This is a genomic window from Arthrobacter sp. Soil736 (genome assembly GCF_001428005.1).
Taxonomy (GTDB): Bacteria; Actinomycetota; Actinomycetes; order Actinomycetales; family Micrococcaceae; genus Arthrobacter.
The window spans coordinates 1-24,217 of the sequence record NZ_LMSB01000014.1; the positions used below are offsets into that span (position 1 = coordinate 1).

At 67.7% G+C, this 24,217-nt stretch carries 19 protein-coding genes; 5 read left to right on the forward strand and 14 right to left on the reverse strand.

Going from position 1 to position 24,217, the window contains the following annotated elements:
* Positions 1-419: 419 nt before the first annotated feature.
* The 4 genes from tyrS to ASG92_RS10650 form a co-directional block, all read right to left on the reverse strand.
* Positions 420-1,733: a tyrosine--tRNA ligase gene (gene tyrS, locus ASG92_RS10635; RefSeq protein WP_056627736.1), complete on the reverse strand. Its 1,314-nt coding sequence runs from the start codon at positions 1,731-1,733 to the stop codon at positions 420-422.
* 107 nt (positions 1,734-1,840) lie between these two features.
* On the reverse strand, positions 1,841-4,069 hold the full coding sequence (locus ASG92_RS10640; protein ID WP_056627739.1) for an AAA family ATPase: 2,229 nt from the start codon (positions 4,067-4,069) through the stop codon (positions 1,841-1,843).
* Between the two features lie 118 nt (positions 4,070-4,187).
* The gene (locus ASG92_RS10645) at positions 4,188-4,745 is read right to left on the reverse strand and encodes an adenine phosphoribosyltransferase (RefSeq protein WP_056627742.1); all 558 of its coding nucleotides are present in this window, start codon (positions 4,743-4,745) and stop codon (positions 4,188-4,190) included.
* Between the two features lie 32 nt (positions 4,746-4,777).
* Positions 4,778-5,434: a DNA-3-methyladenine glycosylase gene (locus ASG92_RS10650; protein ID WP_056627745.1), complete on the reverse strand. Its 657-nt coding sequence runs from the start codon at positions 5,432-5,434 to the stop codon at positions 4,778-4,780.
* Between the two features lie 200 nt (positions 5,435-5,634).
* Between ASG92_RS10650 and ASG92_RS10655 the strand changes: the two genes are divergently transcribed.
* Positions 5,635-7,158 carry an AlkA N-terminal domain-containing protein gene (locus tag ASG92_RS10655; protein ID WP_056627747.1) on the forward strand — a complete coding sequence of 508 codons (1,524 nt, stop codon included), beginning with the start codon at positions 5,635-5,637 and terminating at the stop codon, positions 7,156-7,158.
* Positions 7,155-7,715, forward strand: coding sequence for a methylated-DNA--[protein]-cysteine S-methyltransferase (locus ASG92_RS10660; RefSeq protein ID WP_056627750.1), 561 nt, complete (start codon positions 7,155-7,157; stop codon positions 7,713-7,715). The genes ASG92_RS10655 and ASG92_RS10660 overlap by 4 nt, the downstream gene beginning before the upstream one ends.
* A 21-nt stretch (positions 7,716-7,736) precedes the next feature.
* Here ASG92_RS10660 and ASG92_RS10665 read toward each other — a convergent pair whose 3' ends face one another.
* The 10 genes from ASG92_RS10665 to argC all read right to left on the reverse strand — a co-directional run bounded on the left by ASG92_RS10665 (position 7,737) and on the right by argC (position 17,722).
* Positions 7,737-8,474, reverse strand: coding sequence for a maleylpyruvate isomerase family mycothiol-dependent enzyme (locus ASG92_RS10665; RefSeq protein ID WP_056627753.1), 738 nt, complete (start codon positions 8,472-8,474; stop codon positions 7,737-7,739).
* Positions 8,475-8,504: 30 nt separating this feature from the next.
* Entirely contained in the window at positions 8,505-8,804 is a 300-nt protein-coding gene (locus ASG92_RS10670; protein WP_082579441.1) for a pyridoxamine 5'-phosphate oxidase family protein, read from the reverse strand.
* 138 nt (positions 8,805-8,942) lie between these two features.
* Positions 8,943-10,382: an argininosuccinate lyase gene (gene argH / locus ASG92_RS10675; protein WP_056627755.1), complete on the reverse strand. Its 1,440-nt coding sequence runs from the start codon at positions 10,380-10,382 to the stop codon at positions 8,943-8,945.
* 5 nt (positions 10,383-10,387) lie between these two features.
* Positions 10,388-11,593 carry an argininosuccinate synthase gene (locus ASG92_RS10680; protein WP_056627757.1) on the reverse strand — a complete coding sequence of 402 codons (1,206 nt, stop codon included), beginning with the start codon at positions 11,591-11,593 and terminating at the stop codon, positions 10,388-10,390.
* Positions 11,594-11,704: 111 nt separating this feature from the next.
* Positions 11,705-12,241 carry an arginine repressor gene (locus ASG92_RS10685; RefSeq protein ID WP_056627760.1) on the reverse strand — a complete coding sequence of 179 codons (537 nt, stop codon included), beginning with the start codon at positions 12,239-12,241 and terminating at the stop codon, positions 11,705-11,707.
* Positions 12,242-13,240 (reverse strand): ornithine carbamoyltransferase, encoded by a 999-nt coding sequence (gene argF / locus ASG92_RS10690; RefSeq protein WP_056627762.1) that lies wholly within the window; start codon positions 13,238-13,240, stop codon positions 12,242-12,244.
* Positions 13,241-13,263: 23 nt separating this feature from the next.
* Complete coding sequence (locus ASG92_RS10695; RefSeq protein WP_056627765.1) at positions 13,264-14,541, reverse strand: acetylornithine transaminase; 1,278 nt, start codon at positions 14,539-14,541, stop codon at positions 13,264-13,266.
* On the reverse strand, positions 14,538-15,497 hold the full coding sequence (argB, locus tag ASG92_RS10700; RefSeq protein ID WP_056627767.1) for an acetylglutamate kinase: 960 nt from the start codon (positions 15,495-15,497) through the stop codon (positions 14,538-14,540). Before argB ends, ASG92_RS10695 begins: the two co-directional genes overlap by 4 nt.
* A gap of 30 nt (positions 15,498-15,527) precedes the next feature.
* Positions 15,528-16,694: a bifunctional glutamate N-acetyltransferase/amino-acid acetyltransferase ArgJ gene (argJ, locus tag ASG92_RS10705; RefSeq protein ID WP_056627769.1), complete on the reverse strand. Its 1,167-nt coding sequence runs from the start codon at positions 16,692-16,694 to the stop codon at positions 15,528-15,530.
* Positions 16,691-17,722: an N-acetyl-gamma-glutamyl-phosphate reductase gene (gene argC / locus ASG92_RS10710; RefSeq protein ID WP_056627772.1), complete on the reverse strand. Its 1,032-nt coding sequence runs from the start codon at positions 17,720-17,722 to the stop codon at positions 16,691-16,693. Before argC ends, argJ begins: the two co-directional genes overlap by 4 nt.
* Before the next feature lie 209 nt (positions 17,723-17,931).
* Here argC and ASG92_RS10715 point away from each other — a divergent pair, with 209 nt between their 5' ends.
* The 3 genes from ASG92_RS10715 to ASG92_RS10725 all read left to right on the forward strand — a co-directional run bounded on the left by ASG92_RS10715 (position 17,932) and on the right by ASG92_RS10725 (position 24,173).
* Complete coding sequence (locus ASG92_RS10715; protein WP_056627775.1) at positions 17,932-19,035, forward strand: acyl-CoA desaturase; 1,104 nt, start codon at positions 17,932-17,934, stop codon at positions 19,033-19,035.
* Between the two features lie 109 nt (positions 19,036-19,144).
* Positions 19,145-20,110 (forward strand): quinone oxidoreductase, encoded by a 966-nt coding sequence (locus tag ASG92_RS10720; protein ID WP_056627777.1) that lies wholly within the window; start codon positions 19,145-19,147, stop codon positions 20,108-20,110.
* A 127-nt stretch (positions 20,111-20,237) separates the two neighbouring features.
* On the forward strand, positions 20,238-24,173 hold the full coding sequence (locus ASG92_RS10725) for a Pls/PosA family non-ribosomal peptide synthetase (protein WP_056627880.1): 3,936 nt from the start codon (positions 20,238-20,240) through the stop codon (positions 24,171-24,173).
* The last annotated feature ends 44 nt before the right edge of the window (positions 24,174-24,217 follow it).

Here is a 24,217-nt window from a genome sequence, read left to right on the forward strand (position 1 = left end):
CACGGGGTGGACGAGTCCGGCACAATCAACCAATTCATATAAAATAAACCGGTATCAACAAACTTGGCACACTATTGAGTTCTCAAACAACAGACACATTCGAATACTTCTCGAAACAATTCGCGATTCAATTCGCTAATTTCTTTTGTTTCGCATTTCTTCGCTGCGATGTTTATAGCTTATTTCATTCATTTTCACTTTGCAAATCCGGTTTGTTTTCCCGTTATTCACTTCCGTGAAACGAATCCGCCCAGCACCATTGGAAGCTTTTCTTCATTCAGTGCTTTGCACATGAAGAATTGCTTSTCAGTGAAGGGGGTTTGTCACCACTCAGCGGCGGCGACTCAGAAGACATTACACGCTCCCCCGCGGCCGTGCAAATCGGCTGCGGAGAATCGTGCAATGAGGAGATCGTGGTGCTAGTTGCCGGTTACCTGCACGGTGGCCAGGTTCTTTTTGCCCCTGCGCAACAGCAGGTATTTGCCGTGCAGCAGTTCGGACCGGGGTATCACAGCATCAGGGTCGGACACCTTGGCATTGTTGACGTACGCTCCGCCTTCGCCAACGATCCTGCGCGCGGCCGACTTGCTCTCCGACAACCCTGACGCAACCAGCAGATCAATGATCCCGAGGCCGGCCCCGTCCACCGCGGCCGACGGAAGCTCGGATGTCGCCGCGGCGAGAGTCTGCTCATCCAGCGCAGTCAGGTCCCCATTGCCGAACACTGCAGCCGACGCCGCGATGACCTTTTCAGTGGCTTCGACGCCGTGCACCAGGGAGGTCACCTCGTATGCAAGCTTGCGCTGGCCCTCTCGTGCGAAGGGACGTTCGGCAACGGACACCGCAATGGCCTCGATCTCGGCGCGGCTCAGGAAGGTGAAGACCTTGAGTCGGTCAACAACGTCGGCATCGGCGGTGTTCAGCCAGAACTGGTAGAAGGCGTAGGGGCTGCACATGGCAGGATCCAGCCAGATGGCATTGCCTTCGCTCTTGCCGAACTTGGTCCCGTCGGCGTTGGTGATGAGCGGGGTGCCGAGCGCGTGGACGGTCTTGCCCTCCACCTTGCGGATGAGTTCCGTGCCGCTCGTCAGGTTTCCCCACTGATCGGAACCGCCGGTCTGCAGCACGCAGCCGTAGTCGCGGTAGAGCTGCAGGTAGTCCATCCCCTGCAGGATCTGGTAGCTGAACTCCGTGTAGCTGATGCCCTCGTCGGAGCTGAGGCGCGACGCCACGGCGTCTTTGCGCAGCATTGTGCTCACGCGGAAGTGCTTGCCGATCTCGCGCAGGAAGTCGATGGCACTCAGCGGCGCGGTCCAGTCAAGGTTGTTCACCATGCGGGCCGCGTTGGCGCCGTCAAAGCTGAGGAACCGCCGCACCTGGGCCTGCAGGTAGCCCACCCACTCGGAAACTGTGTCCTTCGTGTTCAGGGTGCGCTCCGCCGTCGGCCGCGGGTCACCGATCAGACCCGTGGAGCCGCCCACGAGGCCAAGGGGCTTGTGGCCTGCCAGCTGAAGGCGCCTCATGAGGAGGAGCTGGACCAGGTTCCCCAGGTGAAGGCTCGGGGCCGTGGGATCGAATCCGCAGTAATACGTGACCGGGTCCCCCGCGAGGAGTTTCTCCAGTTCCACCTCATCGGTGGACACGTGGACAAGCCCGCGCCATTTGAGCTCCTGCCATACATTGGCGAAGCTGGGGTCGTTGTGCTGGGATTCGAGGTCGTTTAGGTGTGACACGCCTTCTAAGTTAGCAGGATCGGCGGCTCGAGGCGGCCCTCACGTCAGCGCACCAGGCGCCCGTCATCAAAGCCGGCCACGGGCGCCCGGAACCGCTCCGAACAATCTCAGCGTTCGATGCCCGACGGAATGCCCGCGCCCGCGATCAGCCGGAGCCGCTGCGTCGGCCGGGTCATGGCCACGTAGAGGTCCCCCACCCGGCCGTGTTCGTGGTTCAGCATCACGGACGGTTCCAGGACCACAACGCCGTCGAATTCCAGTCCCTTGGCTTCCCGGGGGCTGATCACCACGACGTCCTGTTCGTAGCTGCCTGCACCTGTGCCGATCCGGCGGCCGTATACAGCGCGCAGCGCGGCGGTGGCCTCGCCGAGAAGGTCGCCGTCGGCAATCACCGCGAGCAGGCCGCCGTCGATCGCGTCCAGCTCCTCCGGAAGCACCTCCACGAGCCGGCTCACCAGGCTGCCCGGCTCCACCCGGTCGATGATGGGCGACCAGCGGCCCTCCCGGACCGCCTTGGGCGCGGACACGACCAGGCCTGCTGCGTTGGCCATGCGCGCAGCGGCCTCGGCCACCTGCGACGGCGTACGGTAGTTGACAGTCAGTTCCTCAAGCTGCCAGCGGTCGCCGAACAGCGGCGCAAGGGCGCCCTGCCACGAATTTGCGCCTGCCACGGAGCTGGTCTGGGCGATGTCCCCCACGATGGTGAAGGATTTCAGCGGGCAGCGGCGGACCAGGAGGCGCCACTGCATGGGTGACAGCTCCTGCGCTTCGTCGACCACGATGTGGCCGAACGCCCACGTGCGGTCGCTGGTGGCGCGCTCCGCTGCCGTCAGCCGGGTCTCGCGCTCCTGGTTCTGCTCAACGAGTTCCTCGGCGGACATCAGGACATCGACGCCGGCGGTCTCCATGTTGACCAGCGTCTGCCGGGCATTGGCCAGGTCGCGGGCGCGGTCGTGCTCCTGCTGGGCGAGTCCGCGGCCTGCGGCGGCATCGAGCTCGCCGAGGAGCTCTGCTGCCTCGTCGAGCAGGGGAACGTCTGACTCGGTCCACGGGGCGTCCGGGGCGCGCAGCAGCAGCTCGCGCTCCCGTGCGGTGAGCTTGGGCGTGCAGGCTTCCAGGATGGCGGGCTTGCTCAACAGTTCGCTGACCAGCTTTTCCGGCGTCATGGGCATCCAGCAGAGGTTCAGCGCGACACGCACGTCCCGTGCGCTCCGGACGTCCTCGGCGAGGTAGGAGCGGTCGGCGTTGTTGCCGATGCTGCCGGCTTCCACCAGTTCCGTCATCTGTTCCGTCAGTTCCCGCAGGAGGATCTTGACGAACGTCACGCGGGCCTCGTTGTGGGGCTTTCCGGTGGAGCGGGCACGTTCCCGGGCGCGGCGGACCTGGCGCGGAGTGAGGACAAGCTTGCGCCCGTCAACTTCCAGAGTGCGGTTCTCGGCGGGGATGCGCTGCCGGTTGCCCACGGCATTGGCGATGACATCGGCCATGTCCAGCCGCCCCTTGATGGCAGCAATGTCCGCCTCGGGCTCAGGCACGGCATTGATGCCCGGCATCAGCCTGCCAAGGCTGGCCATCACCACGCCTGTTTCGCCCAGCGACGGGAGCACCCGCTCGATGTACTTCATGAACGACGACGACGGCCCCACCAGCAGGACGCCGGCGGTCTTGAGCCGGTCCCGGTGGGTATACAGCAGATAGGCGGCGCGGTGGAGGGCGACGGCGGTTTTTCCGGTGCCCGGCCCGCCCTGGACCACGAGGGCCCCGGAGATCGAGGACCGGATGATGCGGTCCTGCTCGGACTGGATGGTGCCGACGATGTCCGACATCCGGCCCGTGCGCTTGGAGTTCAGGGCAGCCAGCAGCGCGCCCTCTCCCTGCAGGGAATCCGAGTCGGCCAGCATGTCGGCATCGAGGACGTCGTCCTCGATGGCCTTGACCTCGCGGCCCTGGAGGATCAGGTGCCGCCGCCGGCGCACGCCCTGGCGGTCGAACGCCGTGGCCTGGTAGAAGTGCCCGGCCTCGGGCGCGCGCCAGTCCACCATGAGCCGGACCAGGTCCTCGGTGGTCAGTCCGATACGGCCGATGTACTGCGCCTCGCCGGAGTCGAGGTCAAGCCGTCCGAAGACCAGGCGGTCGTCGACGGCGTCGAGCTGTGCCAGGCGGTCCTCGTAGAGGGCCGCGAAGGCGTCGCGCTCGGAAACGTTCTGCATGGTGCCCACGGCACCGGCACGGCGAACCTGAGCCAGCTGGGCGCGCTTTTCCTCGCGCAATTCATCAAGCCGTGCATACAAACCGGCAACATAGTCCCGTTCGTGGGCCAATTCGGCATCGTGCATCTAGACGTTCCCCTATCGCAAAAGACAGACCGTCCATTCTACAACCATTTTGGAAAACATGGCGGCGGTGGCTGGCCGTGGCTGCCGGCGGGCGAGGCCGGCGGAATCATGGCGGACGCTAAAGCCGGAGCAGGGAGCGCACGCGGTGCCCGGCGAGGGCCGACCGACCGCGCAGTTCCCCGAGTTCCATGACCACGCCCACCCCGGAGACGTGGACGCCGCAGCGCTCGAACAGCCGTGCCGCCGCGCCGAGCGTGCCGCCCGTGGCGAGGACGTCGTCCAGGATCAGCACGCGGCTGCCTGCGGCCAGGTCAGTGGTGTGCAGCTCGAGCGTGGAAGTGCCGTATTCCAGGGCGTAGTCCTCCGAGAACACCCGGCGGGGCAGCTTGCCTGCCTTCCGCACGGTAATTACCCCTTTTCCCGTGGCGTACGCTGCCGCGGCGGCGAGCAGGAAACCACGGGCCTCGACTCCGGCCACGGCGTCGAACTGTCCCTTGAAGGGTTCGACCAGCGCGTCCACGATTGCCCGCAGAGCCCCGCCGTCGGCGAATACCGGGGTCAGGTCCTTGAACATGATCCCCGGCTTCGGATAGTCCGGCACGGTGGCGCACAGGCTGCTGATCAGCTCGTCCACGGGGACGGATTTGGGGGCGGGGGTTTGTTCGCGCTGGTTCACCCGTCAAGCCTACGTTGGTTGGCCGGACAAACTTACTGCGCCGAACGGATCTTGGCCGCCTTGTAGCGGGAGACGGTGGGGTCGCCGGTCAGCCAAAACCGCCAGGGGTAGTCGTGTGATCCGCCGTCCCCGGAGACGCCGACCCTGGGTCCGGAGCTGACATCCGCGGCGGGAACCGCGGGAAGCTGCAGCCCGAAGGGAGCGCTCAACGCGTCGCGTCCGCTGTCCGCCGTCGTCAGCCCGAGGGCAAGGGCGAGCCGGGCCGGGCCGCTGGCCAGGTCCCTGGCCGATTTCGACGTCGGCCGCCTCACCATCGCCGCCTCCCGGCCCGCCACCACCTCGCCGGCGCGCAGCAGGACGGCGGAGGCGTGTCCGGCCGGTCCACAGACGATGTTGGCGCAGTAGTGCATCCCATACGTGAAGTAGACGTAAAGGTGTCCGGCCGGGCCGTACATCGGGGCGTTCCGGCGTGTGGGGCCGCGGAACGTATGGGAACCGGGGTCCGGGTGCAGGGAGTCACCGGGCCCCATGTACGCCTCCACCTCGGTGATCCGCACGGAGACCGGCCCGTCGGGGGTGTCGTGCGTAAGGATTGCGCCCAAAAGCAGCGGAGCGATCTCCCGCGCATCGCCGGACAGCACTTCCCGCACATGGTCCTCCGGCACCGACGGACTGCTGTTGACGGTCATGCCACGACTCTATCGAACGCCCCAGCGGACGGGGCTTGAGTGCCGGACTGGCCCGGTTTTGAGCCCCCGCCGGCGGAACGGCACCCCGGGCGGCCGCGCCGCCGCCGCAAAAGAGGGCCAGTCCGGCGGCCCGTCAGACCCTCCACGCCCATGTCCGATTTCCGCTAGCCCTGCCTCGTGCCGGCTGGCAGGATGGGTTCATGGACTTTTGGCAGCGCTACCGCGCAATCGATGCGCGGGACACCCGTTTCGACGGGCAGTTTTACACGGCGGTGCGGACCACGGGCATCTATTGCAGGCCGTCGTGCCCGGCCAGGACGCCGAAAGCCGAGAACGTCACCTTCTACGAAACCTCGGCTGCGGCCCACGACGCCGGCTACCGCGCCTGCAAGCGCTGCCTGCCCGAAGCAGTTCCGGGAACACCTGCCTGGAACATCCGCTCCGATATTGCCGGCCGCGCCATGCGGCTCATCAACGACGGCGTCATCAACCGCGACGGCGTGGAAGGCCTGGCCGCGCGCCTGGGATATTCATCCCGGCAGCTGAACCGGATCCTCACCCATGAACTCGGCGCCGGTCCCCTGTCCCTCGCCCGGGCCAGCAGGGCGCAGACCGCCCGCACGCTGCTGGTGTCCACAACCATGAAGCTGGCGGACATCGCCTTTGCCGCCGGCTTCAGCAGCGTACGCCAGTTCAACGAGACCGTGGGCGAGGTGTTCGACATGACGCCGACCGCCCTGCGCGGCACCGCCCGCCACCACCCGACACCGGCAGCCAGCACAGCACTCACCCTGAATCTTCCCTACCGCGAACCTTTCGATCCGGGCATCTTCAGTTTCCTGGCACTCCGTGCCATCCCGGGGATCGAGGCAGGAACGCCGGTTTCCTACGCTCGCTCGCTCAGGCTCCCGCACGGCGACGCCCGCTTTCGGGTGGATTACGACGCCGGCGCTCCGGGCCGGCCGCTGGTTCTCACCATCGGCGCGGTGGACCTGCGGGATCTACCGTCGCTGCTAAGCCGGGTCCGGCGGCTTTTCGACCTCGACGCCGATCCGGTGGCCATCGACGGTGCGCTGGGCGCGGATTCCCGGCTCGCGGCGGCGGTGGCTTCCGCTCCCGGCATCCGCATGCCCGGCGCCCTGGACCCGCAGGAACTCCTGATCCGCGCCATGATCGGCCAGCAGATCACGGTGGCCGCGGCACGGACAGCACTCACTCAGCTATCCGCCGCCGGCAGCCCCAGCATGGCGGCCGGCGACGGGCTCGACCGGCTGTTCCCCACGCCGGCGCAGATCGCCGAGGCGGGCGGCGAACTGCTGCGCGGACCGCGGCGCAGAATAGAATCACTCGTGGCAACGGCCCAGGCCCTTGCCACCGGAGACCTGGAGCTGGGGTACGGGGATGACCTCCGCGGGCTCCGCGCAAAACTCCTGCCCGTGGCTGGCGTAGGACCCTGGACGGTGGGATATGTCGCGATGCGGGTGATCGGCGCCCCGGACGTGTTCCTGGCCAACGACGCCGCCGTGCACAACGGAATCCGCGCTCTGTCCGGCGGGGAGGGCTCCGGCGGACAGGGTGCCCGCGCAGACAGCAGGGACCCGACATCCGGTTTCAGCGAGGTCAGCCCGTGGCGGTCCTATGCCACCATGCACCTCTGGCGCGCCGCAGCGGCCGCCCCCAAGACCACTGCCAAGACAGCACAGACAACGAAGGCGATGACATGAAAGCCCAGTTACTCACGATGGCCACACCGGACGGCCCGTTCACCATCATTGCCCGGGACGGTGTGGTGCTTGCCTCGGGCTGGACCGCGGACGCCGGCAAACTCACCGGCCAGATCCATCCGGAGCTTCTTCCTGAGGCCTACGACGCCGTTGACGATCTCGGCCCCATTTCCGCGGCGGTGGAAGCTTTCTACGCCGGCGATCCGGCACCGGCAATGAGCGTGCCCGTGCTGCAGAAATCAGGACCGTTCCGTTCCCACGCCTGGGACATGCTGCGTACCGTCAACCCGGGAGCCCCCGTGACCTACACCGAGTACGCGGAACTCTCCGGCAACGCGAAAGCGGTGCGTGCGGCCGCCAGCGCGTGCGCCTTCAATGCCGCGGCCCTTTTCGTGCCGTGCCACCGGGTGGTCCGAACGGACGGCACCCTCGGCGGCTTCCGGTGGGGGCTCCGGGTCAAGGAAAGCCTGCTGGCCCGCGAAAAGGAATCGCTCGCAGCGGAATCTCTCACGGCCGAATCACCCACGGCGGAATCGCTCACAGCACAGGCTCGCTAGGCCAGGTGCCCCGCCGGGTCCCTACTTTGACGCCGGAACTCCCGACGGCCACGGCAGCAACTCCGGGAGCTCCACGCCGTCGGCCGCCGCGGAGGCGCGCAGGCTGCCGAGTGAAGGTTCGCGGCCGGCGAGCCAGGCAGCGATGTCGGTGACCATTCCGCTGATGACCGTGGAGCGCCCGCCGGCACCGATTGCCACGGGCGGCAGGCCGAGGGGCTGGAGCACGAACTTCTGTCCTTCCGGCACACGGGCCGACAGGAAATCGAAGAGGTGTTCGCAGAACTGCCTGCTCCAGGTTTCAGGCCTGCGCCCGGTGCCGAGGTCGGACGCATGGATCACGAGCTCGCGCCACAGGGCCAGGCCGCCGTCGAGCACCACTCCCCCGCGGTAGGAGATGGGAACCTGCCAGCCGCCCGGTTCCAGCGAGTCGAACGCACGCAGGGCCCGTTCGAGCGCTGCGGCGAGGTCGCGGCGGTGTTCGTCGATGCCATGGCCGGCAGCTGCTTCGATCGCATTCGTGCGGCCTTCGTAGCCGCCGTCGTACAGCTCCACCGTTTCACCGCGGGCGGCGAATTCAAGCTGCCGGGCCATGGCGTTCGAGATGCCGGTGATGTGCGCGAGCACATGTCCGCGGGTCCAGCCCGCCAGCAGGGAGGGCGCCGGGACGTCTTCCTCAGTGAGCTTTGCGGCGAGGGAGGCAACGGCGTCGGCCGCTTCGTGAAGTTCGGTGAGTACCGTGTCAGGTGTGATTGCGGTCATACGGCAATCGTAGCGGACAGTTAATGAGCCTTAACGCAGGTCCCGCACCCGGCCGGGGCCGTAGAAGTGCCTGATGTGCCGGCGGTCGTGCCGGGCCTGCCAGGGCCAGTAGAAGTTCAGCGCCGCCTTCGGGTTGGCGGCGAGCTCCCTGCCCTGGCGCGAGGCCCTGGACGTGGCGATGTGCCAGCCGTCGACGTCGATGTTCTTGAGGATCAGCATTCTGGAGGACGGCTGGCCGTCGGAGTCGGCGGTGGCAAGGCTGCACGCATGGGGTTGCGGCACGCCCGCGGCCAGGGCTTCGCGGAGCCACTGGCGGAAGGCATCGCTCATGGCGCCATGATAGTGGGGAGTCTTCGGCGGTAAACGCACAACGCTCTCTCACTTTTCGCAGAAAATCCGCCGACCCTCCGGCAGGTGGTGCAGGAGGGTCGGCCAAAAAGCTGCAACAAGTGAGAGAGCGTGCTGCTACTAGCCTGCGTACTCGCGGACGCCGGCGAGCTCGCTTTCCAGCGCGGCAAGCTGGCGTTCGACGGCGGCCGGCGCGGTCCCGCCCTGCGAGTTCCGGCTGTTGAGCGAGCCTTCCGTGCTCAGGACGGTGCGGACCTCGGGCGTGAGGTGTTCCGAGATGGCCGCGTACTCGGCGTCCGTCAGGTCCCAGAGTTCGACGTCGCGGCTTTCGGCCTGCTTCACCGCGGCACCGGAGAGCTCGTGCGCCTCGCGGAACGGGACGCCCTGGCGGACCAGCCACTCAGCAATGTCCGTGGCCAGCGCGAAGCCCTGGGGTGCCAGCGACTCCATCCGTTCGGTGTTGAACTTCAGGGTGGCGATCATGCCGGACACGGCCGGGAGCAGAACTTCCAGCGTGTCGGCGGCGTCGAACACCGGTTCCTTGTCCTCCTGCAGGTCGCGGTTGTACGCGAGCGGCAGTCCCTTCAGGGTGGCCAGCAGCCCGGTGAGGTTGCCGATGAGCCGGCCGGCCTTGCCGCGCGCCAGTTCGGCCACGTCCGGATTCTTCTTCTGCGGCATGATCGAGGAGCCGGTGGAATAGGAATCGTGCAGGGTCACGAAGGAGAACTCCTTGGTGGCCCACAGGATGACCTCTTCCGACACCCGGGACAGGTCCACGCCGATCATGGCCGTGACCCACGCGAACTCGGCGAAGACGTCGCGGGAGGCGGTGCCGTCAATCGAGTTGTGCGTCGCCGAGAAGAAGCCCAGGTCCGCTGCCACGGCTTCCGGGTCCAGGCCAAGCGAGGAGCCCGCAAGGGCACCCGAACCGTAGGGCGAAACCCCTGCGCGCTTGTCCCAGTCCTGGAACCGCTGCACATCGCGCAGCAGCGCCCAGGCGTGGGCCAGCAGGTGATGGCTGAGCAGGACAGGCTGCGCGTGCTGCAGGTGGGTGCGGCCGGGCATGGCCACTCCCTGGTGGGCCTTGGCCTGGTCCACCAGCGCCTGAATGGTTGCCAGGACGCCGCGTGCGATGATCCGGGCATGGTCGCGCAGGAACATGCGGCCCAGGGTGGCCACCTGGTCGTTGCGCGACCGCCCGGCCCGGAGCTTGCCGCCGAGCTGGGTTCCTGCGCGCTCGATCAGCCCGCGTTCCAGCGAACCGTGCACGTCCTCATCGGACTCCGCCGGCAGGTAGGCGCCGGAGGCCACGTCGTCATCGAGCTGGGCCAGGGCAGCGAGCATGCCTTCGAGTTCGGCGTCGTCCAGCAGCCCGGCCTTGTGCAGCACGCGGGCGTGCGCCTTGGATCCGGCGATGTCGTAGCGGGCCAGCCGCCAGTCGAAGTGCGTGGACTTGCTGAGCGCCGCGAGGGCGTCCGCGGGGCCGCCGGCGAACCGGCCGCCCCACAATGCCCCCGTGTTGGTTGCTTCCGATTTCCGGGTGTCGACAGGCTCAGCCACAGGGACTACTTTCCTGCGACGCGGATGTCGCGGCCGGAGGCAACCTTGGCGGACATGCCCCACAGTTCAATGAAGCCGCGGGCCATCGACTGGTCGAAGGTGTCGCCGGTGTCGTAGGTGGCGAGGTCGAAGTCGTACAACGAGGTCTCGGAACGGCGTCCGTTGACGATCGCCTGGCCGCCGTGCAGCACCATGCGGATGTCGCCGGAGACATACTTCTGGGTGTCGTCGATGAACGCATCCAGGGAGCGCTTGAGCGGGGAGAACCACTGGCCGTCGTACACCAGCTCGGCCCAGCGCTGGCCGACAGTGGCCTTGAAGCGGGCCTGTTCGCGCTCAATGGTGATGTCCTCGAGGTGCTTGTGCGCGGTGATCAGCGCCATGGCGCCCGGAGCTTCGTAGATTTCGCGGGACTTGATGCCCACGAGGCGGTCCTCGACGACGTCGATCCGGCCCACGCCCTGGGCACCCGCGCGGCGGTTGAGTTCCTTGATGGCCTGCAGTGGGGTGACCTTGACGCCGTCGATCGCTACCGGAACACCGGCTTCGAAGGAGATGGTGACCTCGTCCGGCGCCGGCGGGAATTCCGGGGCCGCGGTGTAGTCGTAGATGTCCTTAGTGGGGGCGTTCCAGATGTCCTCGAGGTAGCCGGTTTCGACGGCGCGGCCCCAGACGTTCTGGTCGATGGAGTACGGGTTCTTCTTGGTGGTCTCGATCGGCAGTCCCTTGTCCTCGGCGAAGGCGATGGCCTTGTCTCGGGTCAGGGCGAGGTCGCGGACCGGGGCGATGCACTTCAGGTCCGGGCCGAGGGTCTGGATGCCCACTTCAAAGCGGACCTGGTCGTTGCCCTTGCCCGTGCAGCCGTGGGCCACGGTGGTGGCGCCGAATTCACGGGCCGCCTTGACCAGGTGCTTGACGATGACGGGGCGGGAGATGGCGGACACCAGCGGGTAGTGGCCCTGGTAGAGGGCGTTGGCCTTCAGCGTGGGCACGCAGTATTCGTTGGCGAATTCGTCGCTCGCATCGGCCACGTACGCCTCCACGGCGCCACAGCCCAGCGCGCGCTGGCGGATGGTCTCTAGCGATTCGCCGCCCTGCCCGACGTCGACGGCCACGGCGATGACCTCGGCGCCGGTGGCTTCACCGATCCAGCCGATGGCTACGGAAGTATCCAGGCCACCGGAGTAGGCCAGAACAATACGCTCAGTCACTTGAAATGCTCCTTAGTTGTTTTGTTGATCATGCTTGTCTGAATAAATTCGATGAAAAAGCCGCCCGGTGAAAGCCTTTCACACCGCCACACGCGGCTGGCAACCGGCCGGCTACTGGCTGGTGCCGGCTTCCTCGGCGAGCTGCAGGAACCGCGCCGCGAGCTCGGGTCCGCCCAGCGGATCCCGGGCAACCAGCAGCACGGTGTCGTCCCCCGCTATGGTGCCCAGGATGGACGGCATCACGGAATGGTCGATCGCGAGGGCGAGGAAATTCGCGGCCCCGGGAGGCGTCCGCAGCACTGCGATGTTCGCGGATGCCTCGGCCGTCACCAGCAGTTCCCCGCACAGCCTGGCCAGCCGCGCATCGAGGATTTCCTGGCTGACCCCGCTCTTGGCAGCCCGCTCGCCGCCCTCGCCGGGGACGGCATAAACCAGGACGCCCTCCTTGCCGCGCACGCGCACGGCACCGAGCTCCACAAGGTCCCGGGACAGCGTGGCCTGGGTGACCTGCACGCCGTCGTCGGCCAGCAGCGCGGCAAGCTCCGCCTGGGAGCGCACCGACTCGCCCGTCAGGATCGCGATGATCCGCGCCTGGCGGGCTGTCTTGGTGGCCGGGCTCGCGCCCGGCGACGGGGGCTGGAGGGACAACTAGGCCTGCCCTGCCCCCGGCGCCAGCCCATCGACAGGCGCCAGCCCGTCAACAACTGCCAGTCCGGACCGGTGCATGAGCCAGGCCATCAGTGCCTTCTGCGCGTGCAGGCGGTTTTCGGCCTCGTCCCAGACGATGGACTGCGGGCCGTCAATGACGCCCGCCGAAATCTCGTAGCCCCGGTAGGCGGGAAGGCAGTGAAGCACGACGGCGTCTTCCGCCGCCTGCGCCATGGCGGCCTCGTCGACGGAGTACTCGCGGAACAGCTGCAGCCGGGCTTCTTTTTCCGCCTCCTGGCCCATGGACACCCACGTGTCGGTGGCCACGACGTCAGCGCCCTTGAGCGCTTCCGCGGCGTCCGTGGTGATGAGGACGGAGCCGCCGGTTTCGGCGGCGCGTTCCTGGGCGGCGGCCACGATGCCGGCCGCCGGCAGGTAGCCTTCGGGGCCGGCGATCCGGACGTGCATTCCGGCGGTGACACCGGCCAGCAGGTAGGAGTTGGCCATGTTGTTGGCGGCATCCCCCAGGTAGGCCATGGTGAGCCCCTTGAGTTCGCCCTTGTGCTCCTTGACGGCCAGCAGGTCCGCCAACAGCTGGCAGGGGTGGTAGTCATCGCAGAGGGCGTTGATCACGGGAACCCGGGAGTTTTCCGCCATCGCGACCAGGCCCGAGTGCGCGCCCGTCCGCCACACGATGGTGGAGACCATGCGCTCCAGCACCTTGGCGGTGTCCTCCACGGATTCCTTGTGGCCGATCTGTGCCTCGCCGGGGTTGATGATCAGGGCGTTGCCGCCCATGTCCGCCACGCCGGTGGCGAAGGAAACCCGGGTCCGGGTGGAGGTCTTGTCGAAGATCACGGCCACGGTCTTGCGGCCGCTGCCGTCCGCGGCAAAGGGCTGGACACTGTACGGCGCCGCCTTCATGCGGACCGCCAGCTCGAGGACTTCGGCCTGCTCGGCAGGGCTGAGGTCGGTGTCCTTGAGGAAGTGCCGGGTCATGGGTGTGGGAGTCACTGCTGCAGTCACTGTGCTTCCTTTGCGGTTTGCAGGATGGCCGGAAGGGCGGCCAGAAAACGGTCGGCCTGATCTTCCGTGAGGATCAGCGGCGGGGCCAGGCGGATGGTCCGCGGCCCGGGGCTGTTGATGATGAAGCCGGCGTCGAGCGCGGCCGTCACGGCGGCCGGGGCAACCTCGGCGTCCAGGTCGAAGCCGATCAGGAGTCCCTCCCCGCGGACCTCCGTGACACCGTCGACGTCGGCCAGGGCGGCGCGGAGGTGCTCCCCCACCGCCCGGACGTTGTCCAGCACGTGCTGGCTTTCGACGGCGTGCAGCGTGGCGAGGGCCGCGGCCGTGGCCACGGGGTTTCCGCCGAAGGTGGTGCCGTGCTGTCCGGCTGTCAGGAGGGACGATGCCTTCTCGCCGAACGTGACCAGGGCTCCGATGGGAAAGCCTCCGCCGAGGCCCTTGGCCAGGGTGACGGCGTCGGGAACAATCCCGGCGTCTTCGCTGGCCAGCCATTTTCCGGTCCGGCCGATGCCCGTCTGCACTTCGTCCAGGATCAGCAGGGCACCGGCCTGCGACGTGAGCTCGCGGGCCGCCTGCAGGTAGCCGGCCGGAAGGGGCCGGACGCCGGCTTCCCCCTGGATGGGTTCCAGGAAGACGGCGGCGACGGTGTCGTCCAGGGCGTTGCGGAGGGCCTCAATGTCGCCGAACGGAATGTGCACCACACCGCCGGGCATCGGTTCGAAGGGCGCCCGGTAGGCTTCCTTCGCCGTGAGGGCCAGGGCCCCCATGGTCCGGCCGTGGAAGGCGCCCTCCAGCGCGATGATCCTGGTCCTGGGCTTGCCGTCGGAGCCGCCGGAATTCCGGCGGGCCAGTTTGAAGGCGGCCTCGTTGGCTTCGGTGCCGGAGTTCGTGAAGAAGACCTTCGAGCCCGCCGGCGCCTTGCTCAATGCCAGCAGTTTCTCGGCAAGGGCGATCTGCGTGGGACTCGTGAAAAAGTTCGAAACGTGCCCCAGCGTGGCCAGCTGGCTGGCGATCACCGAGGTCACGAACGGGTGGGCGTGGCCCAGGGCGTTCACGGCGATACCGCCGAGCAGGTCCAGGTATTCCTTCCCGTCGGCGTCCCATACCAGGCAGCCGGCTCCGCGGACCAGGACGCGCTGCGGCGTGCCGAAGACGCCCATGAGCGACGACGAGTAGCGGGCCAGCCATTCGGCGCCGCTGGAGTGGCCCTTGGTTTCGACCAGCTCAACCACCGGTGATTGCTCAACGAGGGCGGATTGTTCAAAGTTGCTCATGCGTTCGTCTCCTCGTCCGGGACCACTTGCGTGCCGATCCCCGCCGTCGTAAATGTTTCAAGCAGCATGGAGTGGGCGAGCCGCCCGTCCACGATGTGCGCTCGCTCCACCCCGCCGTCGACTGCCTTGAGGCAGGCCTCCATCTTGGGGATCATGCCGGATTCGAGCGAGGGCAGAAGCTCCCGGAGCTCGGAGGCAGTCAGCGACGAAATCAGCGACGACCGGTCCGGCCAGTTCGCGTACAGGCCTTCGACGTCGGTCAGGATCACCAGTTTGGAGGCGCCGAGCGCTTCGGCCAGCGCGGCAGCAGCAGTGTCCGCATTGACGTTGAGGACCTGCCCGGTGGTCTGGACCCGCTGCCCTCCGCCGTCGCCCGTGCCGTCGTCGAAAATCTCCGGGGCCACGGTGGAGATCACCGGAATCCGCCCTGCGGCCAGGATGTCGACGATTCCCTCCGGGTTCACGCCCACAACCTCGCCGACGAGGCCCAGGTCCACCTCTTCGCCGTCAACGACCGTGCCGGTGCGGACCGCGCGCAGCAGGCCGCCGTCCTCACCGGACATGCCGACGGCGTACGGACCGTGCGAGTTGATCAGGCCCACGAGCTCGCGGCCCACCTGGCCGGTCAGGACCATGCGCACCACATCCATCGCCTCGGGGGTGGTGACGCGCAGGCCACCCTTGAACTCGGACTCGATGCCCAGCCGGCTCAGCATGGCGTTGATCTGCGGGCCGCCCCCGTGGACCACCACGGGGTGGATCCCCACGTGGTGGAGGAACACGACATCTTCGGCGAAGGCGCGGCGGAGTTCATCGTTAACCATGGCGTTGCCGCCGTACTTGATCACCATGGTGGTTCCGGCGAAGCGCTGGATCCACGGCAGGGCCTCGATCAGCGTGCCTGCCTTGCCCTGGGCATCGCTCATGGACGTGGTCTCGCGGGTCTGGGTGTTCATGCTGCTGTTCTCCAGGGGTGGCTGGTGGATCTAGCTTGAGTAGGCGCTGTTCTCGTGGACGTACTCGTGGGTGAGATCGTTGGTCCAGATGGTGGCTTCCGCGCCGCCGGCCTGCAGGTCGATCTCCACAAGCACTTCCCTCGGTTCGAGGTCCACGAGCTTGCGGTCCTGGCCGATGCTGCCGTTCTGGCAGATCTGGATGCCGTTCATGGAGACGTTCAGCTCGTCGGGTTCGAAGGCGGCGTCCGTTGTTCCGACCGCGGACAGGACGCGTCCCCAGTTCGGGTCCTTGCCGAAAATGGCCGCCTTGAAGAGGTTGGACCGGGCCACGGCACGGCTGACGATTTCGGCGTCGCGTTCGCTGGCCGCGTTGAACGTGCGGATGGCGATGTCGTGGCTCGCGCCTTCGGCGTCGCCGATCAGCTTGCGGGCCAGCTCGGCGCACACGCTGGTAAGGCCCTCGCCAAATGCCTCGGCGGACGGCACTGCACCGGAGGCACCGGAGGCCATCAGGACCACGGTGTCATTGGTGGACATGCAGCCGTCGGAGTCAGCCCGGTCGAAGGTGACGCGCGTGGCGTCGCGGAGGACGACGTCGAGCATTTCCGGCTGGACGTCGGCGTCGGTGGTGAGGACCACCAGCATGGTGGCCAGGCCGGGCGCGAGCATGCCGGCGCCCTTGGCGATGCCGCCGATGGTGAATTCATTGCCTTCGGCGTCAACGCCGGTGAAGACTGCCTGCTTCGGGACCGTGTCCGTGGTCATGATGGCCGTCGCGGCGTCCGCTCCGCCGTCCGCGCTGAGGACGGCAGCGGCGGCGTCGATTCCCGGGACGATCTTGTCCATGGGCAGCTGCTCGCCGATCAGCCCGGTGGAACAGACCAAGACGTCGGTGGCTGAAATGCCGAGGGCTTCGGCTGTTTTCTCCGCCGTGGTGTGGGTGTTCTGGAAGCCCTGCGGTCCGGTGCAGGCGTTGGCTCCGCCGGAGTTCAGGATGACGGCGTCCACGCGGCCGTCCGACACCACCTGGCGGGACCAGTGGACGGGGGCGGCGGCCACGCGGTTGGACGTGAAGACGGCTGCGGCTGCCTTCGACGGGCCGTCGTTGACCACAAGGGCGAGGTCCGGGTTTCCGGAGGCCTTGAGGCCGGCAGTGACGCCTGCGGCGCGAAATCCCTTCGGGGCTGTAACGGTCACGGGGCAACTCCCTGCAGGTTGAGGCCGGCGGTCTCCGCCAGGCCGAGGGCAATATTCATGGACTGCACGGCGCCGCCTGCGGTCCCCTTGGTGAGGTTGTCGATGGCGCACGTGACGATGACGCGTCCCGCGTGGTCGTCGAAGGCCAACTGCATGGCGGCGTTGTTGGATCCCTGGACTGCCTTCGTGGAGGGCCACTGGCCTTCCGGCAGCAGATGCACGAACGGTTCGTCGTCGTAGGCCTCGGCCCAGGCGCTGCGCAGTCGTTCAGCCGTCACCCCGGGCTTGACCCGGGCCGTGGCGGTGGTGAGGATGCCGCGGCTCATGGGGGCCAGCGTTGGCGTGAAGGACACCGTCACGGGCTCCCCTGCGGCGTTGCCGAGCCCCTGCTCGATTTCGGGCGTATGGCGGTGGCCGCCGCCCACGCCGTAAGGACTCATGGACCCCATGACCTCGGCGCCGATCAGGTTCACCTTGGCGGCCTTCCCGGCCCCGGACGTGCCCGAAGCGGCGACGATGACGACGTCCTCCGCCTGTAGCAGCCCTGCGGCGAAACCGGGCGTGAGCGCCAGCAGCGCCGACGTCGGATAGCAGCCGGGCACGGCGATCCTCGTGGCGCCCTTGAGTTTCTCGCGCTGGCCGGGGAGCTCCGGCAGCCCGTACGGCCAGGTGCCGGCGTGCGCGGAGCCGTAGAACTTCTCCCACGCTGCGGCGTCTTCCAGGCGGTGGTCCGCTCCGGCGTCGATCACCACGGTGCCCTCAGGCAGCTGCGCGGCTATTTCCGCCGAGGCGCCGTGCGGGAGCGCCAGGAACACGACGTCGTGCCCGGACAGGTTGTCCACCGTGGTGTCTTCAAGAATCCTGCTTGCCAGGCCATGGAGATGGGGCTGCAGTTCGCCTAGTCTGGAACCGGCGTTGCTGTGCGCGGTGATGGCACCGATGGTGACATCCGGATGACCGGCCAGGAGGCGGAGCACTTCGCCGCCGGCATAACCGCTAGCGCCGGAAACGGCAACAGAAATAGTCATGGGAACGACTATACAGCAAGAGTATGCATAGGTCCCGATATTTATGCAGCGCGTTGGTGCGCCCGGAATCACCCCACTATCCGCCTCCGGCACCTCCCGAAATATTTGGACAAGCGCTCCCGGCGTATGCTTGACAGAGGGTAGTCCAGACCGCGCGGGCCGAATGTCGGCTGCAGCGTTGCCCGTAACAGTTACGAGGCAAGCCGTACATGACGCCCACCATCACTTCTGAGCGCCCGCAATCCCGGGTGCGGCAATCCAGGATCATCCAGTCCAACCCCGTGACCCAAAGCTATTCGGAGCTGCTGAAATCGGTCCGCGCCGCAGGGTTGCTGGAACGGCGCCAGGGCTTCTACATCACCGTTTTCTCGAGCCTGGTGGTTCTGATGACGGCCACCTGGTTTGGCTTCGCGCTGATCGGGCAGAGCTGGTTCCAGCTCCTCATCGCCGCGGCACTGGGGATCATCTGCACGCAGCTGAGCTTCCTGGCCCATGAAGCGGGGCACCGCCAGATCTTTGCCTCCCGGCAGGCCAACGACTGGTCGGCGCGGCTGATCGCCACCTCCGTGGCCGGCATCAGTTACTCCTGGTGGGAGCAGAAGCACGGGGCGCACCACAACCACCCGAACGTCATCTCCAAGGACCCGGACATCGCCACGGGCGCCCTGGCGTTCCACACCGAAGCCGCCGCCGGCCGCCAAGGCCGCCTCTCCTTCCTCACGCGCAACCAGGGCTGGTTCTTCTTCCCGCTGCTGTTCCTCGTGGGCCTGGGCCTGCAGATTGATTCGGTCCGCTTTATCTTCCGCCGCGCCAAGGTCACGCACCGCTGGGTTGAACTCCCCATCCTCCTGGCCAGGCTCAGTGTTCTTCCGGTCCTCGCCTTCACCTTCCTTCCGATCGGCATGGCCTTCGCCTTCATCGGCGTGCAGCTTGCTGTTTTCGGCTTCTACATGGGCGCCTCGTTTGCGCCGAACCACAAGGGCATGCCGGTCCTTCCGGCGGACAGCCGCGTCGATTTCCTTAGCCGGCAGGTCCTCACCTCCCGGAACATCTCCGGCGGCCGGTTCATGGACATCCTGCTCGGCGGCCTCAACCGCCAGGTGGAGCACCACCTCTTCCCCGACATGGCCCGCCCGCAGCTGCACAAGGCGACGGCGATCGTGCGGCAGTACTGCGACACCCACGGCATTCCCTTCACCGAGACGACGCTGACGGCGTCCTACGGCATCATCGTCCGCTACCTCAACGAGGTGGGCCTTGCCGCCGGCCGCCGCTTCGAATGCCCCATGGCCACTGTCGCCCGGCGTTACTGAGCCACGCTTCTGACCGGCACAGGTCCGACTTCGCCCTTCAGCGCCCCGGTCCCTAGGATGAGGTGAGGATCAGGTGCCGGAGGTCCCGGGCCGGAGAAGGAGAGTTTCAATGACGCACGCCATCGTTGCCCCGCAGCCGGGCGGACCGGAAGTCCTGGATTTCGCGGAGGTGGAACGCCCGGTTCCGGGTCCGGGCCAGCTCCTTGTCAAGGTCGCGGCAGCCGGCGTCAACTTCATTGACACGTACCAGCGGAACGGCACGTACAAAGTGCCGTTTCCGTTCACTCCCGGCTGCGAAGCCTCGGGCACGGTCGAAGAAATCGGCGAGGGTGTCACCACGGTCGCCGTCGGAGACAGGGTGGCCACGGCTGAAGGTTCGCGCTGCTACGCCGGCTATACCGTCCTGGATGCCGGCAAGGCCCTTCCCGTGCCGGACGGGCTCGACGATCTCACCGCGGCGGCACTGCCGCTGCAGGGCATGACTGCCCACTACCTCATCAACTCCTCCTTCCGCGTGGAACCCGGCCACACGGTCCTGACGCATGCCGGCGCCGGCGGAGTCGGCCTCCTGCTGATCCAGCTGCTCAAAGCCAAGGGGGCACGCGTCATCACCACCGTTTCCACTGATGGGAAGGAAGCGCTCGCCCGGGAAGCCGGCGCGGACCATGTGCTGCGCTACCACGGCTTCCCACACCACGTCCGGGAGCTGACGGACGGTGCCGGCGTTCACGTGGTGTACGACGGCGTCGGAAGGGACACGTTCGACGGTTCACTGTCCTGCCTGCGCACCAGGGGTTCCCTGGTGCTGTTCGGCGCCGCCTCCGGCCCCGTCCCCGCTTTTGAGCCTCAGCGGCTCAATGCGGGCGGGTCGCTGACGCTGACACGGCCGTCGCTCGCGCATTTCCTGCTCAATGAGCAGGAGCGGCACTGGCGCGCCGGAGAGATCTTCGCGGCCGCAGCCAACGGGGAACTCAACGTCCGGATCGGCGGCACGTATCCGCTGGCCGAGGCCCGGCAGGCCCATGAGGACCTCGAGGGCCGCCGCACCACCGGCAAAGTGCTGCTGGTTCCCTAAGCGGGCAGACCCTGTGCCGGCGCCTGGTTAACGCCGGGCAAACCGCGACACCTTCCGTTCATCTTGCCGGGAAAGAATTCCACCTGTGAATGAGCAGCTACCGCAGACCACCGGCACCGTCGGCGCCCTGACGGGCGAAGCGACGCCCGCCGTCGTGCACGCACCCCAATTGCCGGGTGCTGCCGCGGCGCCGCCGCAGCGGACGCTGCTGGAGATCCTGGCCGACAGCGCAGCCCGTTTTCCGGACGCGTCCGCCCTGGACGACGGCCACCGGTCCCTGAGCTACGCGCAGCTCATGGCCGAGGTGCGGGCTGCCGGCCGCCGTCTCCACCTGGCCGGCCTCGGCGCGGGCGACAGGATTGGCGTCAGGATCCCTTCCGGCACGAACGAGCTCTACATCTCCATCCTGGCCATCCTCCTGATCGGTGCGGCCTATGTCCCGGTCGACGCGGACGATCCCGACGAGCGCGCCAAGCTGGTGTTCGGTGAGGCCGGGGTGGCGGGGATCCTGCGCGCCCGCGGAGACATCGTCACCGACAAGAAGCGTCCGCGGCCCTTTCCCGGGCCACGCACCGCACATCCCGACGACGACGCGTGGGTCATCTTCACGTCCGGTTCCACGGGGACGCCCAAGGGAGTGGCCGTGCCGCACCGGTCCGCGGCGGCCTTCGTGGACGCCGAGGCCAGGATCTTCCTGCAGGATGAACCCGTGGGGCCGCAGGACCGGGTGCTCGCCGGCCTGTCCGTGGCCTTCGATGCGTCATGTGAAGAGATGTGGCTGGCCTGGCGCCACGGCGCGTGCCTCGTGCCTGCTCCCCGCGCCCTGGTCCGCACGGGCATGGACCTCGGGCCGTGGCTCATCAGCCACGGCATCACCGTTGTCTCTACCGTCCCCACGCTCGCGGCCTTGTGGCCGGCCGAGTCCCTTGAGAGTGTCCGGCTGCTGATTTTCGGCGGCGAAGCCTGCCCGCCGGAACTCGCCGAACGCCTTGCCGTGGAGGGCCGTGAGGTCTGGAACACGTACGGCCCCACCGAGGCGACTGTCGTTGCCTGTGCCGCGCCCCTGGGCGGTGGCGGGCCGGTCAGGATCGGCCTGCCCCTCGACGGCTGGGACCTCGCGGTGGTTGATTCCGGCGACGTTCCCGTGGCCGAAGGGGAAATCGGTGAACTCATCATCGGAGGCGTCGGCCTGGCCCGCTACCTCGACCCGCTGAAGGACGCGGAGAAGTACGCCCCCATGCCCTCGCTGGGCTGGCGCCGCGCCTACCGTTCCGGCGACCTCGTCCGCTACGAACAGGCCGGCCTGATTTTCATGGGACGTGCCGACGAACAGGTCAAGCTCGGCGGCCGCCGGATCGAACTCGGCGAGATCGATGCCGCCCTGCAGTCCCTTCCGGGTGTGGCGGGCGCCGCCGCCGCGGTCCGCACCACTGCGGCCGGCAACCAGGTCCTCGTGGGATACCTGGCGGCGGCAGGGGACGCCGAACTGGACCTGGCGGCCGCAAGGGAGCAGCTTCTCGCCACGCTGCCTGCACCGCTCATCCCGATGCTGACCGTCGTCGAAAGCCTGCCCACGAAGACCAGCGGAAAAGTGGACAGGCACGCCCTCCCGTGGCCGCTCGAAGGGGCCGGAGCCGCGGACGCCGCGGCCGCCCCCTTGAACCTGCCGGACGACGCCCAATGGATTGTTGACCAGTGGAGGGCGGTCCTTGGCAGCAACGTGGCAAGCCTCGACGCAGACTTCTTCGCCCACGGCGGCGGCTCGCTGGCGGCAGCCCAGCTCGTCTCCGCCCTCCGTGTGCGCTACCCCACCATCACGGTCGCGGACATCTACGCCACCCCGCGCGTCGGCGCCCTGATTGACACCGCCCGGCAGTCCCTGCCCGAAGGCGCCGCCGCGGGCCCGGCACCGGACCGGCCGGTGCGGCCCACTGCCCTCAAATCCCAGGTCTTCCAGACCCTCATGGGCATCCCGCTGCACATCCTCGTGGGCATGCGCTGGCTCACCTACCTGATGGCTGCCAACAACCTGCTCGCCGCGTTCGCAGGCTTTGCCGCCGCTCCCACGCTGTCCTGGTCGTGGATTGCGGTGTCCTGGCTGGTCTTTGTGAGCCCGCCTGGCCGAATGGCCATCTCGGTGGCCGCGGCGCGGGTGCTGCTCCGTGGCCTAGTCCCCGGGACCTATCCGCGTTCCGGCAGGGTGCACCTGCGGCTCTGGCTGGCCGAGCAGATCCAGGATCTCGCAAGCGCCATCAGCCTGGCCAGCGCTCCGTGGGTTCCCTACTACGCAAGGGCGTTGGGGGCCAAGATCGGCAACAACGTCCACCTGCACTCGCTGCCTCCCGTCACCGGGTTCCTCACCCTGGGCAGCGGCAGCAACATCGAGCCCGAGGTGGACCTGTCCGGGTGGTGGATCGACGGCGACATTGTGCACATCGGCCGCGTGCACGTGGGGGCCGAAGCCACCGTCGGCGCCCGCAGCACGCTGATGCCGGGGGCGGGCATCGGCGCCGGCGCCCAGGTGGAACCGGGCTCGGCAGTCCTGGGCAAGGTCAAGGCCGGGCAGGTTGTGGCCGGCTCCCCCGCCGAACGGCGAGGCAAGGCCAAACAGGACTGGCCGTCCGTCCAGCCGGTCAGCTCGCTCATCGGCAGGCTCTGGTTCGCAGCCTTCGCTGCCGCCTCCGCGGTCCTTGCCATGATTCCCTACGCGTCAGCGGTGTCGGCTGCCCTGGTGGTCTTCCTGTTCATCAGGGGAAGCGAATCCCTGGTGAGCGCGTGGCCGCAGCTGCTGGCGTCGCTGCCGCTGGCTTCCCTCACCTGGTTCCTGCTCAACGCCCTGCTGATTCTAGGCACCACGCGCCTGCTGGGCGTGGGCCTACAAGAGGGCTACTACCGCGTCCGGAGCCGCATCGGCTGGCAGGTGTGGGCCACCGAGCGCGTCCTGGACCTGGCACGCGACCTGCTGTTCCCGATCTACGCCAGCCTCTTCACTCCGGTCTGGCTGAGGCTGCTGGGGGCCAGGATCGGCAAGAACGTCGAGGCCTCCACCGTCCTCCTGCTGCCGAAGATGACCACGGTGGGCGAGGGCGCCTTCCTGGCCGATGACACGATGGTGGCATCCTACGAACTGGGCGGCGGCTGGATGCGGATCGCCCCGGCCAAGATCGGTAAGCGTTCCTTCCTGGGCAACTCGGGAATGACCGCGGCCGGACGCAATGTTCCGAAGAATTCCCTGGTTGCGGTACTGTCCGCAACGCCCAGCAAGGCGAAGTCCGGCACCTCGTGGCTCGGCAGCCCCCCGGTCAGGCTGCGGCGGACAGCGGTGGCGTCCGATGACACCCGGACGTTCCAGCCGCCGCTCGGGCTCAAGGTGGCCAGGACCCTCTGGGAGCTGTGCCGCTTCGTGCCGGTGATGCTGACCGTTGCCCTGGCCCTGGGGGTCATGGTCATGTTTGATTGGCTGGCAGCCATGTTCAACTACGGTGCCGCGGCCGCGCTCGGCGGGCTGGTTATCCTGCTCGCCGGCGGCGTGGCTGCCGGAAGCGCCGTGGCGGCCAAATGGCTGCTGGTGGGCAGGATCAAGACCGGCGAGCACCCGTTGTGGAGCTCGTTCATCTGGCGCAATGAAGTGGTGGACACCTTCATTGAAATGGTCAGTGCGCCCTGGTTCGCCAGGTCTGCCAGCGGAACCCCGGCCCTCGTGTGGTGGCTGCGCGCCCTCGGCGCCAGCATCGGCCGCGGCGCGTGGTGTGAAAGCTATTGGCTGCCGGAGGCCGATCTGGTGACGCTCGGCGCCAGCTCGACAGTGAACCGCGGGTGCGTGGTCCAGACCCACCTCTTCCACGACCGCATCATGAGCATTGACACTGTTACGCTCGAGGACGGGGCAACGATGGGCCCGCACGGCGTCATCCTGCCGCAGGCGCGGATGGGCAAGGGCGCCACGGTGGGTCCGGCGTCCCTGGTGATGCGGGGTGAGACCGTTCCGGCAGGGACCTACTGGATGGGCAACCCGGTGAGCCCCTGGACGGGGCCGTCCGTTCCGGCACCCCGCCTGAAATAATGGCCAGTCCGGGCATGCCCGGACTGGCCAACGACAGCTTGAGT

Bases quoted from the DNA above. Each gene is read 5' to 3' on its own strand.
- ASG92_RS10655 (WP_056627747.1), top strand. From the start codon at position 5,635: ATGGACTTTTGGCAGCGCTACCGCGCAATCGATGCGCGGGACACCCGT.
- ASG92_RS10665 (WP_056627753.1), bottom strand. From the start codon at position 8,474: ATGACCGCAATCACACCTGACACGGTACTCACCGAACTTCACGAAGCG.
- ASG92_RS10720 (WP_056627777.1), top strand. From the start codon at position 19,145: ATGACGCACGCCATCGTTGCCCCGCAGCCGGGCGGACCGGAAGTCCTG.
- argB (WP_056627767.1), bottom strand. From the start codon at position 15,497: ATGAACACCCAGACCCGCGAGACCACGTCCATGAGCGATGCCCAGGGC.
- ASG92_RS10670 (WP_082579441.1), bottom strand. From the start codon at position 8,804: ATGAGCGATGCCTTCCGCCAGTGGCTCCGCGAAGCCCTGGCCGCGGGC.
- ASG92_RS10695 (WP_056627765.1), bottom strand. From the start codon at position 14,541: ATGAGCAACTTTGAACAATCCGCCCTCGTTGAGCAATCACCGGTGGTT.
- ASG92_RS10715 (WP_056627775.1), top strand. From the start codon at position 17,932: ATGACGCCCACCATCACTTCTGAGCGCCCGCAATCCCGGGTGCGGCAA.
- ASG92_RS10650 (WP_056627745.1), bottom strand. From the start codon at position 5,434: ATGACCGTCAACAGCAGTCCGTCGGTGCCGGAGGACCATGTGCGGGAA.
- ASG92_RS10640 (WP_056627739.1), bottom strand. From the start codon at position 4,069: ATGCACGATGCCGAATTGGCCCACGAACGGGACTATGTTGCCGGTTTG.
- argF (WP_056627762.1), bottom strand. From the start codon at position 13,240: ATGACCCGGCACTTCCTCAAGGACACCGACCTCAGCCCTGCCGAGCAG.
- ASG92_RS10660 (WP_056627750.1), top strand. From the start codon at position 7,155: ATGAAAGCCCAGTTACTCACGATGGCCACACCGGACGGCCCGTTCACC.
- argC (WP_056627772.1), bottom strand. From the start codon at position 17,722: ATGACTATTTCTGTTGCCGTTTCCGGCGCTAGCGGTTATGCCGGCGGC.